Here is a 19,721-nt window from a genome sequence, read left to right as displayed (position 1 = left end):
AGCAATACAAATTTGAAGGCACTTCGATCGGTCAGGGTCTGTCGCATGTATCACCTACTTTGCACAAAAAGTCATAACGATAACGAAATAGTTCGGGCAAAAAAAATTCACTCCCTCTCGAAGAATACTCTTTATGATCTTCATATCTGGAACATTTTACAATCATGAAATAATATAAATGCAAAACATATATATTTATTACTAAAATACATTATTTTAAAATAGTAGTTTATGAATATAATTTTGGTCAATATAAATTAAAATCATATAGCGTAATTTTTTCCTATTTTCCATTTCTGGAAAACTGAGGCATATTTTTAATTAGACAGCCCTCCCAATTTACGCTTCCTTCTGCACCAAAACTTATAGGAAGAAAATCTGCTAATTCAGAGTTCCCGGCAATGGCTTTCCAGAAAGATCTTGTTCACACATATCCAAAAAAGCTGAAACACGAAAAGGAAATTTCTGATCTACAATTGTAAAAAGTCCATACAAAAGTGGTGCGCATTCATCTTCTAATGTTAGATAAGCTAAAGATTTGCCATCCAGTGCCTGCTGATTTCGTGGGCGCGCATTTCCTAACCCAAAGCCCACACCTCTTGCAGCCAAACTACGGATCACATCCATACTTGGATAATGACCTGCAATACATGGTGTGATTCCCGCTGAAGCAAACAACTGTAGAAAATATTCCTTCGAAAAAGGCAGATCAAGCAAAAGAAAAGGCTCATCTGCCAGATCTTGCAACCGTACACATTCTTTTGCAGCTAATGGATGATCACTTGAAGTAAATACATATGGTAGCAGTGCAGAAAGCGGCTGAAAACCTATCATAGGGGGCAATGTCATGTTATAGCCAATCATGACTGATATTTCGCCATTTCGGAGTTTATCTATCAGTTCTTCATGATGTCCGGCAATGACGCGCAAGCGTGCTTCCGGGTAAGCAACCGAAAAATTCTGAATAAGATCTGGCGCAAGTAGAGGAAATAGCGTTGTCATGCAACCCACCGTCACTTCCCCTTGCACACGCTTGAGCATACCGTTCAGAGAGGTTCCCAATTCCTGAGCGTGCAATAAAAGTGTGCGCGCTTCCTGTAAAACCAGACGTCCCTCTGCGGTAAGAGACAGACCTTGTGCATGATGGCGTATAAAAAGTGATACCCCAAACACGCTTTCAAGATGCGCGATAGCGGCAGAAATTGCAGGCTGAGAGATCGGAATTTGGCGAGAAGCCTGCACAATGGAACCCAGCTCTGCCGTGGCGACAAAATATTCAATCTGCCGCAAAGAAAACTTCACCTTCAACGTCTCCTTCTAGGTAGTGCTTGATAACCACCTATTTTCTCATCATGCTGTTCAAACCTTCTAATGTAAAAATCTTCCATGTCGGTTTATTTTTATAGAAGTTTCTCTACTATTTTTTCTACGAACTGAACGCCCGCAGATAATTCATCCAAACGAATAAACTCATCTGCCTTATGCGCACGATCAATAGAGCCTGGTCCACAAACCACTACCGGTATATCAAGATATTCCTTGAATAACCCACCTTCTGTGCCAAATCCAATATATGAAGGCGCATTATCTCCTGTAATAGCCATAATCTCCTGCAAAAATGGCGTACCATCCAGTGTGTTTAATCCTGGATATATATTAAGTGTTTCAATCTCTATACGTGCAGAGGGATACGTTGTGCAGAGACGAGCTCCTTCCTGCTTTAATCGTTCAATATAGAGCGCAGGATCTACTCCGGGCAATAAACGCATCTCGAAGTGCACTTCACACAAATCTGGCACAATATTCAGCGCAACACCGCCTCGGATGAGCCCAACCTGTAAGGTATTATATGGTACCTCAAAACTCTCATCTTGCGCACCATTGTTTTGCAATTCATCTTGCAGGAACTTAATGGCCTGTACCATATCTGATGCAAGCAGAATGGCGTTAGAACCACGTGCAGGATTGGCCGAATGCGCAGCCAGACCGTGGCAAACAATGCGTGCGGCCAGTTTACCTTTGTGGCCAGATACCACATGTAAATTGGTGGGTTCCCCAATAATACATCCTCGCGCCTGAAATTTATGAGCAGCCAGAGAGCGTAAAAGTGAGTGCACTCCTACACAACCTATCTCCTCATCATACGAAATAGCCAAATGCAACGGTGCTCGCAGGGTTGTTTTTTGGGCAGCATACCGCGCGGCCACCAACATACAAGCGAGAAAACCCTTCATGTCACTTGTGCCGCGTCCATATAGGTTTCCATCATGTGCAGTCAGGGTAAAAGGGGCAGTTGTCCATGGCTGCCCTTCTACGGGCACAACATCACTATGAGCTGAAAGCACAATGCCATCTGGAGTGTCCGGCCCAATACTGGCCAGCAGATTAAAACGACCAGCCTGCTCACCTGGCACACGCAGGCAACGCGCCCCACATGCACGCAGAAATTCTTCAACCCAATCAATAAGGTTCTGATTTTCTGTGCGACAGATAGTGGGAAAAGCTACCAACTGTGAAAGAATGTCTTGCACAGATAGATCATACATTGAGGTCATACGGCATCCGCCAAAATCATATCGGATGCCTTATCTCCAATCATCATCGTTGGTGCGTTGGTATTGCCACTTACCAACGTTGGCATGATGGATGTATCCGCTACGCGTAGGCCTTTTAGTCCACGCACCTTCAAATCAGGCGTTACAACACTCGTATCATCTGCTCCCATGCGGCAGGTACCTGAGGGATGAAACACTGTGCTTGCCGATGCGCGCAAATACTCTATTAATTGATCATCTGTCTGAATATTGGCTGTGGGCGCCATTTCCTTGCCTCGTATCGCATCAAAAGGAGATGCACGAAGAATGGAACGCGCCAGTTTTACGCCTTCCAGCAGCACATGCGTATCTCTTTCATCAGAAAGGAAATTGAAATCAATGTCTGGGTTCCTGCTTCCATCACGTGCCAAGCGAATGCTCCCGCGGCTATAAGGTCGTAGCACACATGTATGGAGGGCAAATCCGTGGCCCCATTCAAACAACCGTCCACGATGGCTACGGTAACCCGGCACAAAATGAAACTGAATATCTGGCACATCCTTGGCGTAACGTGTGGATGCAAAACCTCCAGCTTCTACATAGTTTGTTGTCAGCCAGCCCTTACGTTTAAGCAGAAATTGCAAAGGTGATGGCACAACAGAGGAGAGTGAAGCTGTTGAAAAGCCAAGCGTTGAAGCTGAATCAGAGCGGATGGTAACCAACCCATCAACATGATCTTGCAGATTGCGCCCCACTTCTGGCAGATCAGCCACAACTGGCACGCCTGCAGCCAAAAGTTCGCGGGCGTTACCAATGCCTGATGACATAAGCAGATGTGGTGATCCGATAGCCCCTGCGGAAAGAATGGTTTCTCGCCGAGCGCGCAGAACATGAAACTGCCCATTCCGCTCTATGGTGACGCCCTGCACTTCCTTGCCATCAGTTACAAGGGAAACAACCTTGCAACCAGTAACAACATGCAAATTTGGGCGGGAACGCACAGGCGCAACAAAAGCACGATAAGCACTTAAGCGTTTTCCGTCCTTTTGCGTCACATCATAAATACCTACGCCATCAAGTTTTGCGCCATTAAAATCAGTATTCTCTTTCAGCCCCACCTCTTCGGCAGCTTTAATAAACAGGCGCGAAACACCCAATGGATCACGCGGCTGATCTACAACCAATTCACCACCCGTGCCATGAAAATGCGGGTCTTGGTGCAGATGATTATCTTCTTCCCGCATGAAGTATTTTAGTACTGCGTCATACCCCCAACCAGTGCAGCCCATGGCCTCCCAACCATCGTAATCCGAACGCGCACCACGAATGTAGATCATGCTGTTCATGGAGGAAGATCCACCTAACATGCGGCCCCGTGGCACATGGATGCGTCTATTATTCAAATATTTCTGCGGCGTGGAATAATACTGATAGGTATATTTACGGCTTTTATAAAGTGAGATTGTGCCGGCTGGAACATGAATACGCGGTGTATTGTCTGCTTGCCCTGCTTCCAGAAGCGCTACACGCAAATTGCTTCGCGCACTCAAACGATTGGCAAGCACACAGCCAGCAGCACCAGCACCTACGATAATGAAATCAAATTCTGTCGGAAAATCGTTCTGGCCACTCATTATTCTGCACTCCCTGCAACAGGCTGCGTATGCCGTTCATGCCGCATCAGCCAGACGTAAAACACAGTCACAAAGATCAACCCTACAATCCACGAAATGTCTGCCCCACCAAGCATGGTAGCTATCGGACCGGTATAAAGACCGTTTGAAACAAAGGGGATCTGGATAAGGATACCAAACACATAGGCACTCAACGCGGGCCAGCAGTAACGGCCATAAATGCCCCCATCAGCCCGAAAAAAAGAGGCAACATCATATTCGCCATGTCGGATCAGATAGAAATCAGCAAGGTTGATCGCAGTCCATGGTACCATGACGTAAAGCAGTAGAAGAATAAAGTTTGTGTATTCCTCCATAAAGTTTGCTTCTGTGCCGAGAGCGATAAGAAGAGAAAGGCCAGACAGAACAACAGCCGTACCTGCGCGCCCGACATGCGTGGCTTTCCATGAAGGAAAGATGGTCTGAATAACTGTAATGGCCGACAACGCACCACAATAAAGATTCATGGCGTTTGTAGAAGCAATACCCAATGACAGAACGGGAATAATAAAAAGTGCAAGTGGGCCAACTTCTTTTGTAAGTGTAGCGACCACATCGCCCCCACCCGCAATGACACCCAGAAGTGCACCGAGAATCATGGGGAATAGCGAGCCCAGCACACATCCCCAATAGCTTGCCATAAATGCCTGACGGTTACCGGTGCCCGGAGGCAGGTAACGCGAATAGTCTGAAACATAAGGCGCGTAAGCAATTTGCCACAAAGCAGCAGTAGACAAACCGCCAAGAAAGCCAGAGAGGGTAAATGTGCCGTGGGCCAGCGTGGCAGATGAAACACCGTTAATGCACAGTATCCATACGAAACACAAAACCAATGCAATGCCGGATACAACCGTCATAAACCGCGTATAGGCATGGATTAGATCATGCCCATAAATAGTAGCAATCAAGCTGACGAGGCCGAGCAATATAACGCATGTTTTTTCAGGCAAAAATGTTGCAACAGTGTGCAGAGATTCTCCGCCCAAAACGAGATTGGAAGCAAAGAAGCCAACATACATTATCACAACCAGGCAGATAACAGCCATGGCCCCTACTGAACCAAACTGCCCGCGTGTTTGCACCATTTGCGGCACACCAAGTTGTGGCCCTTGTGCTGCATGCAGCGCCATGAACAGACCACCAATCATGTTACCCAAGACAGCCGAAAGCATAGCGGGCCAGAAAGGCAGACCAAACACAGTTGTTGCAAGCGCGCCTGTGATAATGGTCAGCATCATGATGTTTGAGCCAAACCACACCGTAAACAAATCACGCGGACGACCATGCCGCTGATCAAGTGGGATTTGATAAATGGTATGAGCTTCTGGCCCTCGTGCCGTCGTGGTGTCAGTCATCGGACGGTTCCTTCCTCTGGCATTCGGCAGCAATTGCTGTTTGTATGCAGGATATCATATTGGAATCGCAACATTATCAAGACATAAAAACCCCCGCCAAAGCGCAGCGGGGTGTTCGCAATCATTCACGCTCAGCGATAACATCTACCTCAATCAGCCATTCTGGGCGCGCAAGAGCCACAACAACCAACCCTGTAAATACAGGGAATACGCCCTTCAGGCGGCGCCCCAATACACGATAAGTGGCTTCACGGTAGCGAATATCTGTGAGATATACTGTAACTTTGCAGATATCTGTTAGCTTTGCGCCTGCTTCAGATAGCAAAAGTTCAATATTATCTATTACCTTTTCGGCTTGAGCCACCGGGTCTCCAACCCCTACATTTTCACGTGTATCAAGATCCTGAGGCACCTGCCCGCGCAGATAGATTGTATTTTGCGTAATAACGGCCTGACAAAGATCGTTATCAAGTTCCTGCTCGGGATAGGTATCCTTCGTATTGAAGGGACGAAGACGAGTATGAGCCATAATCTATGTGTCTCCTGTATGAACTGTTTCGATACGGCGACACCGCACGTATCAAACGATCACATTGCGATTGTGGAATGTTTTGAGGTATCAGAAAAAGAAATTATTTCTGACCCTCCACTTCTGAATTCCTGATGTTAGTACTGAATCCAAACTGTTTTCAGCGCGGTGTATTTATCAAAGCTATGCAGTGATAAATCTCGCCCAAAACCTGATTGCTTAACACCACCAAAAGGTGTCATGGGAGAAAGAGCATCTACGGTATTCACAGAAACCGAGCCAACCTGCAGTCGTTCCGAAAGATCAAGCGCCCGTCCAATATCTCGTGTCCAGACAGAAGCAGCCAAACCGTAAGGCGTATCATGCGCTAGCTGAAGAGCATCTTCTTCATCGCGAAATGTTTGAATAGCCAGGACCGGCCCAAAAATTTCTTCACGTGCGATCAAAGTATTCCGAGGCACATCTGCAAAAACTGTTGGCTGAATAAAGGCGTCTGACGCACCAACCGTAATACGATTTCCCCCCGCAACAAGACGGCTACTTTCCCGACCAGAGTTTAAAAACTCTGCAACACGTGCTGCATGGCGATTATCCACCATAGCGCCCATTTTTGTATCTGGGTCTAGCGGATTTCCCGGGATAATTGCTTCAGCCCGCAGCCGCATACGCTCAATCATTTCATCTACAATAGACTCATGCACCAACAGGCGTGAGTTTGCAGAACAGACTTCCCCCTGATTGAAAAAAATTCCAAAGGCAGCTTGATCTGCCGCAACATCAAGATTTGCATCCGGGAAAATAATGTTGGGGCTTTTCCCGCCTGTTTCTAGCCACACCTGCTTCATGTTGCTCTCGCCTGCATAGCGCATGAACAACTTACCCACTGTGGTGGAGCCCGTAAAAACCAGACAATCTACATCATCATGCAGGCCAAGCGCCTGCCCTGCTTCTTCCCCCAGACCTGGCACCACATTCAGAACGCCACCGGGTAGACCGGCTTCGGCTGCAAGCTCCGCCAGGCGCAAAGCAGAAAGTGGAGATTGTTCTGCTGGTTTAAGAACTACGGAATTGCCCGTTACAAGGGCTGGAGCTAATTTCCAGATAGCAATGTCCAGCGGAAAATTCCAAGGCACCACAGCCCCAACTACCCCCAGAGGTATGCGCCGGATCATCGCAACATCACGCCCCCCCGTTGGAGCCACCTCATCGTATAGCTTGTCTATAGCCTCTGCATGCCATTGTAGGCATTGCGCCGCCCCAGGCACATCCACATTCGTGGTCTCGGAAATTGGCTTCCCCATATCCAGCGTATCAAGAAGCGCAAATTCATCAAGATGTTCACGTATCAGCACAGCAAGACGTAGGAGTGTTTCCTTACGAGCGCCCGGAGTAAGACGAGACCACCGCCCATCTTCAAACGCCCGACGGGCTGATTTTACAGCCCTATCAATATCCTCTGCGCCTCCTCGTGCTACCTGTGTCAGAATAGATGACGTTGCTGGATTTACATCTTCAAACCACTTTCCAGATCTGGCGGGTACAAATTTCCCATCAATCCAGCAATTATTACGAAATTTCAGAGCATCGGCGCGCTGTGTATAATAGGATAGGCTTTTCATTATCCCTCCTCGCGCGATGGCTTGTAGGCCATATAACCACGCTGTTTGGCAATGTGATCTGCTACATATTTTGCATCATGCCACACCCCCCATATGAAGGACGAGCCACGGCGTGTCTGCCACGGCAGACCAAGAAAATAGATCCCAGGTTCAGCAGAAACGCCACGCTGGTGGTGTGGACGCCCCTGCTCATCCAACGCTTCCACCTTTAACCAGCTATAATCTACTCCAAAACCAGTTGCCCATATAATGGTGTTAATACCAGCATTTTGCAGATCCAGCTCTAAAACCGGATGCTTCATGCATTCTGGATCTGGCAGCATATCACGAGCTGTAGGTTCTTCTGGCAGATCAAGACCATTACGCGTAACATATGTATCTGCCTCCCCTAGCAAGGAAAGGTAGTTTGCATCCCCTTTGGCAATATTTTCGGCCAGATCTGGGGCAAAAGTTAATACGCCATCATGAAACGTCTCGGTACGCCCAAGAAGTGTCATACCCTCAGATGCAAGACGCCGAAAATCAAGCGTATGCCCACCATTTGCGCCACTTACGGCAATTGTTGTGTGCTCTACCCCCGGCGTTGCTTCTGCATCCCATTTATTGAGAACACCTAACCACCATACGAAATCACGCCCACGATAATGCCGAGGAGGACGATCATGCGGGCCGACAGACAGATAAACCTTCCGGCCACTCCGCATCAGCTCCTCAGCTATTTGTGCGCCAGAAGATCCTGCACCTACAACCAAAACAGCACCTTCAGGCAGTTGTTCAGGATTACGATAAGATGCTGAATGAATTTGGACGATACCGGAAGATTCTGGAACTACAGAAGGAATAACAGGTATTTGGAAAGGCCCTGTAGCAGCAACAACAGCCTTGGCCTCAATAACACCTTCCGATGTTTCCACAGTAAAGCCAAGACGCCCAGCGTTACGCCGCACTTCTTTTACCTCTACCCCACAACGAATGGGAGCATCGATTTTTTGGGCATATGCAGCAAGATAATCAGCAACACGCTCTTTAGGAACAAAATCATCCGGGCCATCATGCTGAAATTCCAAATGCGGAAAGCGATCATGCCATGCTGGACCATTGGCCACGAGAGAGTCCCACCGGCAACTGCGCCACCGTTCTGCCACGCGGTTACGTTCAAGCACTACATGTTCAATGCCATAGCCGCGCAAATGTTCGCTCATGGCAATGCCAGCCTGACCAGCCCCGACTACAAGAACTTCTGTTTTCTCGATGGTCATATTGGTGTCTTCTTCCAAAAAAATAGATAATTTTTAAAGAAATCAAGAATCTTATTTTTTACTCATCACCAGGAACGCCATAAGATGGCGCAGCTTCTGGGTTAAGGCAGCGTGTGACATAGTCATGCATTTGGGGCTGCCAAATGGCCCACAATTCTTCCAGCTTTGTTATCGGAGTTTCGTCCCAGTCCACACGCAGATCGGCTAAGGGCCAAGCTTCTTGGTCCACCACCTGCAACCCGGCTGAACGAACGGGGCCTGCCTCTCCTCCTGCCGCAAGTCCGGCCTTCATGGCCGCAATAACGCGGGCTCCCAGTTCTTTGCTTTTTCCCGATTGTTCAAAGCTGCGGACAATGGCTTCCACTACGCCTTTAGAGGCGAGAAGATTTCCGGCAGATGCAATGTTCACGCCACACAGATCAGTGCTCAGCCCCAGCGCTTTGCTTCCGGAATACACCGCTGTGCGACCTTCACGGTCAATTAAGCTCATTTGTCGGTAATGAGGAAAAGTGCAGTTGCGTACAATGATATCGCGCGCTTCTGTAGCCGATGCTCCTGCCTCTAGTAGATCCAGTGCCCATGGCCCAAGGCGCGGATCCGTTACATTTTGCGTTGTAACAGCTCCCACCCCTGCTCGTGCAAACCCACAACGCGCAGCAACAGAAGGAGAGGATGAAGATACAGCCACCGCGAATTGTCCACTTTGTGAGCAGCGCGCCACGATTGAAAAGGTCATGGAAGAACCCCTTTCTGAAGAGACATAATCTAACCAGACAGCAGGCGTCGGGTATAACCTTACGGTGCCACCATCATTCCCAAACCGAAACATTGACTTTTGGAGGTTGTGCTTTTGTTTTTCTGATCCAAAAAATATCTAACGTCGGGAATGCCGTGGGGTTATTTATTTACGTGGGGTTGCTTATTTATAAGAAGTTTATAAAGCGGCAAGATGATATCAGTTCTGCTCCAAAGCGTGTCGCCAGTTACCCTGAAAATTTCATTACACAGCTCTTTGCCGTTCTGGCTGACTACACAAGCATAATAGACAGATAGCGCAATCGGCAGAGCCTTGCAGATTGACCCAACACCATATGTCTGCCGGTGTTCATCCATGATGTGCGTCATGGCCTGAACTGACGGTCAAGTTCCACCTGGGCAAAATATGCCGACGCCTTACGCAAGATTCCATTGACCTGCCGCAGTTCGCGATTTTCTCGCTCCAGTTGCCTGATCTTCTCCCGATCAGGTAGGTCATTCACCGCAGGCGCATTAGCCCGATCATGCAGACGAGTCCATTTTGACAGCATGTCAGGGTGAATATCCAGCATGGGCGCAATCATCATCACCGCAGACCATCGTGAGGAGCGAACTCACCAATATCGTCTATAATATGCGCCGCTTTCTGTCCCACGAAAGGATCACCAGCATCACATGGCAAGTCAGCACGAAAAAACACTACTCTACGCTCAACACAGAACGCAAATCATCGCGCAAAAGCCATCAATCAACGTCCACTTCGCATGAAATCAGACAATTAAGACGTCAATCAATGGGTTTTCAATCCCTCCACCTTAATGAAGATAGTTTGAGTATATCTACTCTTATTTCTGTATCAATAAATTTCAGTTAAAAACCATGCCCTATTGACAAACAAGTCTTGTTGCCTGTCTGCTTGAAGATATTACAGACAAGCAACCCATTTTTGTATATTATCGCGCAATAGATATTAAATGAATATATTCAATAATTAATATACCTCACTTACGTGAACATATTTCATTATTCATTTATTTCATTCAATATAATAACTTTTTTTTCCACCTATGCTTATAGGCACGTCTCCCCTAACTGTAATACGCCTTAATTCCCTACGGTGTTGATCAAAATCTGCAGGAGCATAATGCTGGGTGCTACGATTATCCCATATTGCCACATCCCCTGGCTCCCATCGCCATGTGACGGTATTTTCAATTTCTGTTATATAACTCTGAAATATTTCGAAAAGTGCATTTGCTTCTCTGGTAGAAAATCCGTCTAATCCGATAACAAAATGCCCTAATACCAGACTCTTTTCTCCACTTTCTGGATGAACCCTTACAACAGGATGAGCTGTTTTATATATGTCAGATATAAATTCTTTCCTGAAAGCCGATATTTCTTCTTTTCGTCTATCAAATTTATAATAATTCGTATCATAATCATTAGAATGAATAGCCCACGCTACATCTGCCAATGCTTTTAATGGTGCAGGCAATGCCTCATATGCCGTTGCGGTATTTGCCCAAATTGTTGTGCCCCCGTATGGCGGAATATGTAAAGCCCGCAAAATTGAAGCCTTTGGATAATCCGTTGTGAACGTAACATCTGTATGCCATGAATCTGTTGAACGCCCATAACGAGACTTAAGCTCAAACGTATATTTTGTACCCTTGGGTGGTGCTATGGTTGGATGCAGAATAGGTTCACCAAATACACGGCTTAAACGTTCATGTTGCTCATCATTTAAAAACTGTTTTTTTAGGAAAATAACTTTATTTTTCACAAGTTCCTTATTTAAAAATTCTTTTTGATTATCTGTGAGTTCCTTTTTTGCATCTATTCCATGAAGAATAGCCCCTAACCGTGATCCAACTTTTTCAGCAACAAGATGTTCTGTATTGAGTGTTTCAGACATTGCAGTATTTCCTCTTGGTTAAAGTTGCATAGGAGAAAACATTGAGGAAGAATTCTGGTTATGCAGGATCCTGCCTTCTGGTTGTGGAAGCTTGATGAGCGACACCAGAATGCCACTTACAAAAAAGAGAAATGCGTAAATATGGATAACGCCCGCAACGCCAACAAATGGCTGAAAAATATAAACAATAAGAGGCCCCAACCATACACTGCATCCAGCCCCCAGATTAAGGAACGACATAGCAACCCCTTTCTTTTCTGGCAAAAGAGAAGGCGTTAAGGCTGAAAGCGGAACATATCCGGCTAATGTGAGGCCAAACAGAATTGCGGATACGTACACGCTCCACGGATGGCTATGCCCATATAATGCCGGCACCCAATATAGCAGGGCGCAAGCAAAGCTACTTCCTATGCCACCAGCCCACAAAACAGTTCCACGCCAGGATAAACGATCACTTACGGCTCCTAAAATCACGTTAAAAACGATATTGCTGGCAAAAATTGTTTCTAAGAAATGAATCCATAATTCGTTTGACAATCCAAGCGTTTGTACAAAATAGAATGGCATGAACACAATAATACCATGCGTAGCCGCTGAATTAATCGCTCTGATAATGCATACAAGCAACAAAGAAGGATATGCGTATCCGTCCTTTAGAAACTGCAAAAAACGTCTATCCTGATGTATAGATAAAGCCTTTGGTTGATCCGAGTTATTGGGCAAAGCAATTACACTCAGGCTGCCACCTAGTATAACAATGCCTAGCGCAACCCAAAAAGTAAGATATTCTCCTAGTATTGGTAAGCTTGTAGCAGCTACAACAGTGCCAAGTGTAGGCAGCCCGCACGTAAAGCAAAACCAGAAAATACCTGAAGCCAGACCTCTTTGCTCTGCATGTACTTCTTTAACAATAAGCGTGAGAATACCGTATGCTAATAAAGGATATCCGAACCCTCTGATACTGTACGTAAGCAAGATACCCCATGCTGTATGCGATGGAAGCGCCCATGCCAAAAAAAGCACTTGTGGCACAACCCATAATACCACACCTGCAATAATCACCTTGCGGCAACCCACATACTCGCACAGCAATCCAGCGCCCCATGCAGAAATGGCCGCAGCAAAACCATACAAAGTAAAAATAAATGCTACCTGATGCTCACTTATGCCCGAGGAGACCAGAAATGGTGATAGGTAACCAACCTCCACACCATCTCCAATCATAAAGAACAAAAGCCCCAGATACTGCATACCAAAATCACGTGGCGTTTTTCCTGCTTGTGGTAAGAATTGCACCATCAGACTGTTTCTTTCAGGCTGGAATTTTCTGATCAAACGCATAGCGTGCCGCCGGATGATCTGCTGAGGGTCGGCCATTTTCGTTATTAGGAAACAACCTTTCCCTTAATGTTGCTCCTTGATTTCCCCGAATACGCCCACGCTTTTTAAGTTCTGGAATAACCAGGCGGCCAAAATCCTCAAAGCTTTCTGGATTAACAAGCTGAATCAGGTTGATGCCATCAGTCTCGGTTTCATCCAGCCACTGTTCCAAATCATCCGCCACGGTTGTAGCTGAGCCTATAAATGTACGTGCGCGCCCAAATCCATTTTGCGGATTAGCCGCCTGATCCAATGTCCATTGACGCCCACTGACCTGAGGATCAAATTGACGTAAAACAGATTGGCTGGCTTCTGTATTTTGATAACGAAGTACATTGTCTGGTGCAGTTTGCGAAAAATCTACGCCAGTCATGGATGAATAATGGATAATTGATGCTATAGGATCATAATATTCATAATATTCCTTAAACTTTTCCCATGCAGATTCATCTGTTTCTGCGGTCACGACAGCAACTGCTGTAATGAATTTTATGTTTTCTGGTTTTCTTCCATACTTAACTGCCAGAGCACGAATACGACGCACATTTTCTCTCACGCCACTTGCACCTGCCCCTACAACAAAAACAACTTCGGCATGTCTAGCAGCAAAGTCTGCCCCCCGGGTAGACGTACCTGCTTGTAACACTACAGGCACACGCTGCGGGCTTGGTTGTACAACATGCCCATCTGGCACTGTAAAATACTTACCTTTATGTTGAATAGCATGCACCTTGGAGGGATCTGTATAAACACTTTTTTCCAGATCAATATTCCGTATAACAGCAGCATCTTCCCAAGATCCCTGCCAAAGCTTATAAGTTACCTCCATAAACTCATCAGCAAGATTATAACGCTCATCATGGGCCATCTGGTGGCCTAACCCAAGATTGCGCGCAGCACTCTCTTGCTGAGACGTCACAACATTCCAGCCAATACGCCCATTAGTGATATGATCCAACGTGCTGAACTTACGTGCTGCTTGGTAAGGATGTTCATATGTGGTGGAAAGCGTAACGCCAAATCCCAGCGTTTTTGTTGCCGCAGCCATAGCAGAAACAAGCAAGAGTGGATCAATTAAAGGTGACTGAATACCATGCTTGAGAGAAGGTGCGGCAGTAGCACTATAAACATCAATCAGCCCTAAGGCATCTGCTATAAACAGGCAATCAAAACCAGTAGTTTCTAGAGATCGCGCAAGTTCAACCCAATACTCAATGCTTGTATATCTATATGTTTTATCGCGTGGATGACGCCATAGCCCGTAATTAAGGTGAGACACGGTTGCCATGGTAAACGCATTGAGAATGATCGGATCTGTTTTTTGTGCCGTATAAGCCATACTGAGATTTCCAAATAAGAAATGGTAAAATGGACGTTCAGACAGCTCCCACACGCCACTGACCAGGCGGTGAATTGCCGTTTACCAAGTAATCCCCCACAATTCTGGTGCGATAGACCCGTGGATTATGGCAACCAATTGTACGGATATTGCGCCAATATCTATCCAGAGCAGCGCCACGAAGCGTTGCCGTACCCCCCAAAGCATCAAACAACAAAGAGGTTGCACTTAACGTAAGCGGGAAGATAATTTCCTGAGCTTGCCAGACTTCAAGTTCTGCCTTGATAATATCTGGCCCTCTATCTCCATCCTTTTTATCTACCGCTGCTTGCAGTGCTTCTGCTGCGTGCCTGACAATGGATCTGGACGCATGCGCGGCAGACGCAACCTGCCCCACAATTTCCAGAATTTGAGGATCTTGCGCAGGTAATTCGTGGTTAGCGTGGCTAAAGGCACGTTTTCTGTTTTTTACTGCCCCCGCAATATCCAAAGCCGCCGCTTGCGTAATGCCAGCCACTGTTGCGAGGTGATAAAGTTGGAAAAATGCTTGAGAATACGGAAACTCGGTATTGCCATAACGCAAGATATCATCATGCACCTGCACATCTTGAAAATGTGCTGTGCCACTTGCTGTTAATCGCTGACCAACCCCGTCCCAATCATCAACAATATCCAACCCAGGATCATGGCGGGATGCTAGGCATTTAACTGTTTGTCCATCCTCTGTAGAGGCGGTAACAGTTAACCAATCGGCATATAGAGAGCCTGTTGTAAAAAATTTGCTTCCATTGATTACAAAATGTTTATTCTTGCGGGAGACCGTGGTGGCAAAGCGATCTCGCCCTGCCCCTTTTTCGGCTGCTGCGGCCCCTGCCGTTTCCCCTTTTCCAACGCGCTCAAACCATTGGTCTGTATAAGCTGAAGGTTGCTCAAACAGCAGATGCTCTACAAAGCCAAAATGTGCCCGCAGGGCCTGAGCCACATTTGAATCTGCCGTTGCCAAATCAATAACAGCAGAAAACAATTCAGAAAGCGGGCGCCCAAGCCCGCCATATTGGGCAGGCACTCGTAAAGCTGTAAAACCACTTTGTTTGAGCCGCTTGATAGCCTCAAAAGGAAGCACACGCTCAACCTCAGCCTTAGCAGACTGCTGGCGAATATCTTCCAATAATGGGGCATATCCACTTATCTCTGTCGTATATTGCAGAGGAAACGCCTCCTCCCATAAAACAGCGCCCCGCTCCTGCTCAACAGATCTATTTCGCTTCAACACCTTAAACCTCCTGCGCAGAATGGTTTTACCATTCGGTTTATAATTTTCTTTCTATGAAAAGAGGTTTTCCCGAATCACATGGAGGGGTCTCCATGCCCACGAATCACTCTCAATATTCGTATTAGGCACATATTCCACTACACAAACAAGCATATAATTACGATATTTATCATTTTATCATATTGACTCGTATTTATATGTAAATGCATTCTAATTAACGATTCCGATTCATTGTTTTGTGAATCTCATAACAACTAAAAATTAACGTGAAATGCCATGTTCTGGAGTCGAAAGTGAAATCAAAAAGAGCTTGGCACTACGCCACCACAACTGCGCTTGCTGTATCCTCTGTATTTTGGGCAGAAAACTTGGCTCATGCACAAAGCAAGCCAGATGCTGAACATTCTCCGACAGCGGTACGTAATACCGTTACGTCTCAACAAAAAAGGAAAACCATCACAGCCGTTGATGCACATTCTGTAGAGCACGTGAATATACAGGGGCAAAGGCAAGCCAACTGGGTTGTTACCCCCGTTTCCGCCTCGACAATTGCGAATTATGCGCCTGGTACTAACGCCTTAAAAGCACTCACTACCCTACCCGGGGTCATGTATAACTCTGCGGACCCTCAAGGCCTGAACCTATGGGGACAATCCTTTTTGATGCACGGTTTTGACCAATCCCAGATTGGCATGACATTAGATGGCATGCCTTTAGGGGGGCAATTATGGAGCAATTCCAATGGTCTTAGTCCTTCCGCCGCTATTTCTTCCGAAAATATCAGTCGGCTAGACGTATCTGCCTCCGCTGGGTCCGAAGGAGCTGCCAGTATCAGTAATCTGGGTGGAACCGTGCAGTTTGTTTCCCGAGATCCATCACATAAAGCTGGGGGCACTGTGCGCCAAACTTTTGGCAGCAACTCCATGTTTCATACCTTTGTGCGGGCAGATAGTGGTGACCTGAATAAACAAGGCACACGTTTTTATGTGTCCTATATGCGGAATGACACAGATAAATGGCGCGGGGGACAAAATCAGTTCATGCAGCAGGTGAATGCCAAGCTGCTGCACCCTATTGGAGAACAAAGCAAGCTAACTGCTTTTTTCAACTATGCTGATGAAGAAATGCAGAATTATCAGGACTACAGTATGAATATGTTCCGCCACGGCGGCTATCATATTGATAATCTTGCTGGCACACCCAATGGTTATGAAACAGCATACCGTCTTGCTCTTGCCTCCAATGGTATGCTTGGAGGCAGTGTGCCAGCCGCTTACCAAAATCTTTCTAGCCCATATACGGCTTCTTTTTATGATGGTGCGGGCAATCAGCGGCAATATTTTGGCGGTGTAAATGCTGATCTTGCGCTTACAGATAGATTGCGTTGGAACTCTACTTTTTATGGTCATCGCTCGTGGGAAGTTGGAACGGTTACAAGCCCGCTTATTTCATCTCCGAATGGCGCACCTTTTGTTGAGCAGGCTACCATGCCAAGTACCAATAGATTTGGTTTGCTTTCTTCTCTGACATACACAATTTCCAAAAATGAAATCAACGGTGGCGTCTGGTACGAAAACACAAAATTTGTTGCCGATAAAAGAGCTTATGAAGAACCTTTGTTAGAAGACGTTCTTTCCGGCAATGCACGCCCAGTTGATGGCATGCACCTAACATCTCCTTATCAGCGCGAATATGAGCAGGTTTTTAATACCAATACATTTGTTGCTTACCTGCAAGACACTTATCATCCTCTGTCTAATTTGGCATTCCACTTTGGCTTTCGGTCAGTGCTTAACACCACGCGCGTAGGGCAGTTGGCAAACTGGCCCACCTATACTCGCACAGATGCCATTGCCGGTGGCGATGGTATTACCACAAGTAAGCCATTTCTGCCGCATATTAGTGGCCAATGGAGCTTTTTGCCGGGGCATCAGTTTTATTTTGATATTGCCAATAATGTGAAGGTTCTACCTGTGGCAGGTTACAATAGTGGAGCTTCACCTTTTGCAACAACACAAGCTGCCTTTGATGCATCTAAAGCCGGTTTGACATCAGAAACTGATTGGAATTACGCTGTAGGGTATCGTTATACATCCCACCTTATTACCGGGAATGTTTATGCGTATCACACAGATTTTTCCAACCGCTTGCAACAGATTTCAACCGGCAATCCCAATAATCCATATACCGTTATCAAAAATGTTGGTGGCGTAAGCATGAACGGCGTAGATGCAGGCTTTGTGCTACGGCCATTGGAGGGACTACAACTTGCCAGTAGCATTAGTTATAATCATGCAACTTACTCAGATAACGTTACAGAAACAACAAGTTCTGGAAACGTAACTTATGGGTTAAAAGGTAAGCAGGTAGTTGCCTATCCACGGTTGATGTACAAAGGTCAGATTTCCTACAAATGGCGAGATGCCGAAATACATGCTGACACACAATATATAGGCACCAGAAACCTCAGTTATACTGGGGATGAAAAAGTGCCAGCCTATTGGCTAACAAATGTCGGTGCGAGATACGACCTAACGCCACTGTTTAACCAAGGGAAAGTAGGTAATGTTATCAAACATGCTTCTTTAAGTTTTAATGTTTATAATATTACCAACGAGCATTACATCTCCACAATGGGGCAAAATGGCTTTCCCATGTCTGGAGATTATCAGTCCGTCGTTTTAGGCGCTCCTCGACAATATTTTGGTACTGTTCAGATTGATTTCTAAAAATTGGAAACAAATTTCATGTCACACACAACACTTTTACCTACAGTCGATTCCCAAACCTTTCGCAATGGTATGTCTCTTGTACCTGGTGCTATTTGTATTATTGCAACAGATGGCAAAAATGGCTGCTATGGATTTACAGCTACTGCAGTATGCAGTGTTTCCGATACACCACCCACTTTGCTTGTTTGTGTCAATAAAAGCACAACTGCGCATGACCATATTCTCGCGCATCAATGTCTTTCCGTTAATGTGCTAGCACCTTCGCAAGAAGCACTATGCGCAGGTTTTAGTAACCGCGCCCTAACACAGGCTGAGCGATTTGCCCTTGCAAAATGGAATAAACGCAATAGCGGTGCACCTCTACTTATCGGTGCCACAGTATCCTTTGATTGCACTATTGCGCAGACCATTGAGGCACAAACACACACAATCATTATCGCCTCAGTGGTTGATATTGTTTATGAACATAAGCCCCAAAACGGCTTGGTCTGGTATTGCAAAAAAATAGCCTACACAGTTTAATAAGAGGTGTTTTACTGAAGATAATCCGAGTGATACTCGTCTAGAAGGCGCATGGCGCTCTCACGGAACTCAGGCGAATAACGCGATGTTTTCTTCTTCTCTGTCATAGGGCTCATCATCCGAAAGTTTTACTCTCCGATAAACCCGGGACAGTTCAGGGCACGGCGGCTGTTGATGGCATGCGGATTGACGTGCGTGGCGATCTGGCCGGCATCCTGACGATTGCGTCTGGAACGCAAAAAAGCGCGAACGTTGGTATGCGTTCACGCTTTGATCCAAGATCGCAATTTGAGATGGTTGCGGGGGCCTGCTTCCCCCGCTGTCATAAAACGGGTTTCCCCTTTGTTTCCGTTGGTATGGGCGAAATCGAGAATACCCATCAGTTCGCCGCGTAGAGAGATATGGACCTCGCCCCGCTTCTCACCGGGGTTGAGCACGATCCCGCCGATCAGCGAACGGATGGCCTGCGCGGCCTCCCTACCACCGTCCGGGTCATCCACGCGGAAATCTCACAGAAGGGTTGTACATCGGGTTAGATTATGAAAAAGTCTGTTTTGTAGAAAAGAAATTTCCATAATCATCAAGAAAACCCGATGCAGACACAGTGTAGCGCAAGCGCGTATGATTTTCCAGCCTCCTGTGGACGGCGTGTTGTAGCCCGTTTTGACGGGGGTCGCATGAGTTCGGATGGCGGTGTCATCCTGGTAAAGCAGGTCGATGATAGTCTGGGGTTCAGTCGCCGTTTTGCTGCATGTTTTCGCGATGAGCGGCATCCTGCCTTTGTGGAATACCGGGTTGAAGACCTTGTCCGTCAGCGGATCATGGGCCTGGC

The 19,721-nt window shown here is 46.4% G+C and carries 17 protein-coding genes, 1 pseudogene and 1 other annotated feature; of the genes and pseudogenes, 4 read left to right on the top strand and 14 right to left on the bottom strand.

All coding sequences use genetic code 11. The features are described 5' to 3' along the window. Positions 1-381 precede the first annotated feature (381 nt). The 13 genes from APA10_RS06380 to APA10_RS06315 form a co-directional block, all read right to left on the bottom strand. The gene (locus APA10_RS06380) at positions 382-1,308 is read right to left on the bottom strand and encodes a LysR family transcriptional regulator (protein ID WP_174714370.1); all 927 of its coding nucleotides are present in this window, start codon (positions 1,306-1,308) and stop codon (positions 382-384) included. 92 nt (positions 1,309-1,400) lie between these two features. After that, positions 1,401-2,555, bottom strand: coding sequence for an acetylornithine deacetylase (gene argE / locus APA10_RS06375; protein ID WP_035366259.1), 1,155 nt, complete (start codon positions 2,553-2,555; stop codon positions 1,401-1,403). Beyond that, positions 2,552-4,168, bottom strand: coding sequence for a GMC family oxidoreductase (locus APA10_RS06370; RefSeq protein WP_003630595.1), 1,617 nt, complete (start codon positions 4,166-4,168; stop codon positions 2,552-2,554). Before APA10_RS06370 ends, argE begins: the two co-directional genes overlap by 4 nt. After that, complete coding sequence (locus APA10_RS06365; protein WP_003630594.1) at positions 4,168-5,562, bottom strand: purine-cytosine permease family protein; 1,395 nt, start codon at positions 5,560-5,562, stop codon at positions 4,168-4,170. The genes APA10_RS06370 and APA10_RS06365 overlap by 1 nt, the downstream gene beginning before the upstream one ends. A gap of 121 nt (positions 5,563-5,683) precedes the next feature. Continuing rightward, positions 5,684-6,091, bottom strand: coding sequence for a RidA family protein (locus APA10_RS06360; protein ID WP_003630593.1), 408 nt, complete (start codon positions 6,089-6,091; stop codon positions 5,684-5,686). Between the two features lie 137 nt (positions 6,092-6,228). Beyond that, positions 6,229-7,710 carry an aldehyde dehydrogenase gene (locus tag APA10_RS06355; RefSeq protein WP_003630592.1) on the bottom strand — a complete coding sequence of 494 codons (1,482 nt, stop codon included), beginning with the start codon at positions 7,708-7,710 and terminating at the stop codon, positions 6,229-6,231. Further along, positions 7,710-8,969 (bottom strand): flavin-containing monooxygenase, encoded by a 1,260-nt coding sequence (locus APA10_RS06350; protein ID WP_035366256.1) that lies wholly within the window; start codon positions 8,967-8,969, stop codon positions 7,710-7,712. Before APA10_RS06350 ends, APA10_RS06355 begins: the two co-directional genes overlap by 1 nt. Positions 8,970-9,027: 58 nt before the next feature. Beyond that, positions 9,028-9,798, bottom strand: coding sequence for a DUF1028 domain-containing protein (locus APA10_RS06345; RefSeq protein ID WP_174714371.1), 771 nt, complete (start codon positions 9,796-9,798; stop codon positions 9,028-9,030). A 221-nt stretch (positions 9,799-10,019) separates the two neighbouring features. Next, positions 10,020-10,136 (bottom strand) — a sequence feature (AL1L pseudoknot). Continuing rightward, positions 10,091-10,312: a hypothetical protein gene (locus APA10_RS15570; RefSeq protein ID WP_003630586.1), complete on the bottom strand. Its 222-nt coding sequence runs from the start codon at positions 10,310-10,312 to the stop codon at positions 10,091-10,093. It overlaps the preceding feature by 46 nt. Before the next feature lie 449 nt (positions 10,313-10,761). Beyond that, positions 10,762-11,643 (bottom strand): TauD/TfdA dioxygenase family protein, encoded by an 882-nt coding sequence (locus tag APA10_RS06330; RefSeq protein WP_003630585.1) that lies wholly within the window; start codon positions 11,641-11,643, stop codon positions 10,762-10,764. 18 nt (positions 11,644-11,661) lie between these two features. Continuing rightward, on the bottom strand, positions 11,662-12,984 hold the full coding sequence (locus APA10_RS06325) for an MFS transporter (RefSeq protein WP_157999365.1): 1,323 nt from the start codon (positions 12,982-12,984) through the stop codon (positions 11,662-11,664). Beyond that, entirely contained in the window at positions 12,956-14,362 is a 1,407-nt protein-coding gene (locus tag APA10_RS06320) for an LLM class flavin-dependent oxidoreductase (protein WP_003630582.1), read from the bottom strand. The genes APA10_RS06325 and APA10_RS06320 overlap by 29 nt, the downstream gene beginning before the upstream one ends. Positions 14,363-14,399: 37 nt before the next feature. Beyond that, on the bottom strand, positions 14,400-15,635 hold the full coding sequence (locus APA10_RS06315; RefSeq protein WP_050923553.1) for an acyl-CoA dehydrogenase family protein: 1,236 nt from the start codon (positions 15,633-15,635) through the stop codon (positions 14,400-14,402). A 266-nt stretch (positions 15,636-15,901) separates the two neighbouring features. Between APA10_RS06315 and APA10_RS15540 the strand changes: the two are divergent. The 3 genes and pseudogenes from APA10_RS15540 to APA10_RS06305 form a co-directional block, all read left to right on the top strand. Beyond that, positions 15,902-16,435 (top strand): annotated as a pseudogene (locus APA10_RS15540) (Plug domain-containing protein); the annotation flags it as partial. Positions 16,436-16,558: 123 nt separating this feature from the next. Beyond that, a complete protein-coding gene (locus APA10_RS06310; protein ID WP_231111063.1) occupies positions 16,559-18,364 on the top strand; it encodes a TonB-dependent receptor in 1,806 nt (601 codons plus the stop codon). 18 nt (positions 18,365-18,382) lie between these two features. Next, positions 18,383-18,889, top strand: a complete 507-nt coding sequence (locus tag APA10_RS06305) for a flavin reductase (RefSeq protein WP_003630578.1) — start codon at positions 18,383-18,385, stop codon at positions 18,887-18,889. A gap of 263 nt (positions 18,890-19,152) precedes the next feature. Here APA10_RS06305 and APA10_RS06300 read toward each other — a convergent pair whose 3' ends face one another. Beyond that, positions 19,153-19,389 (bottom strand): hypothetical protein, encoded by a 237-nt coding sequence (locus APA10_RS06300; RefSeq protein WP_003630577.1) that lies wholly within the window; start codon positions 19,387-19,389, stop codon positions 19,153-19,155. Positions 19,390-19,482: 93 nt separating this feature from the next. Here APA10_RS06300 and APA10_RS06295 point away from each other — a divergent pair. Further along, a partial coding sequence (locus APA10_RS06295; protein ID WP_035367372.1) for a transposase occupies positions 19,483-19,721 on the top strand: 239 nt, incomplete at its 3' end.

Source organism: Acetobacter pasteurianus subsp. pasteurianus LMG 1262 = NBRC 106471 (assembly GCF_000285275.1).
Taxonomy (GTDB): Bacteria; Pseudomonadota; Alphaproteobacteria; order Acetobacterales; family Acetobacteraceae; genus Acetobacter; species Acetobacter pasteurianus.
This window is presented reverse-complemented; position numbering and strand designations above follow the sequence as displayed.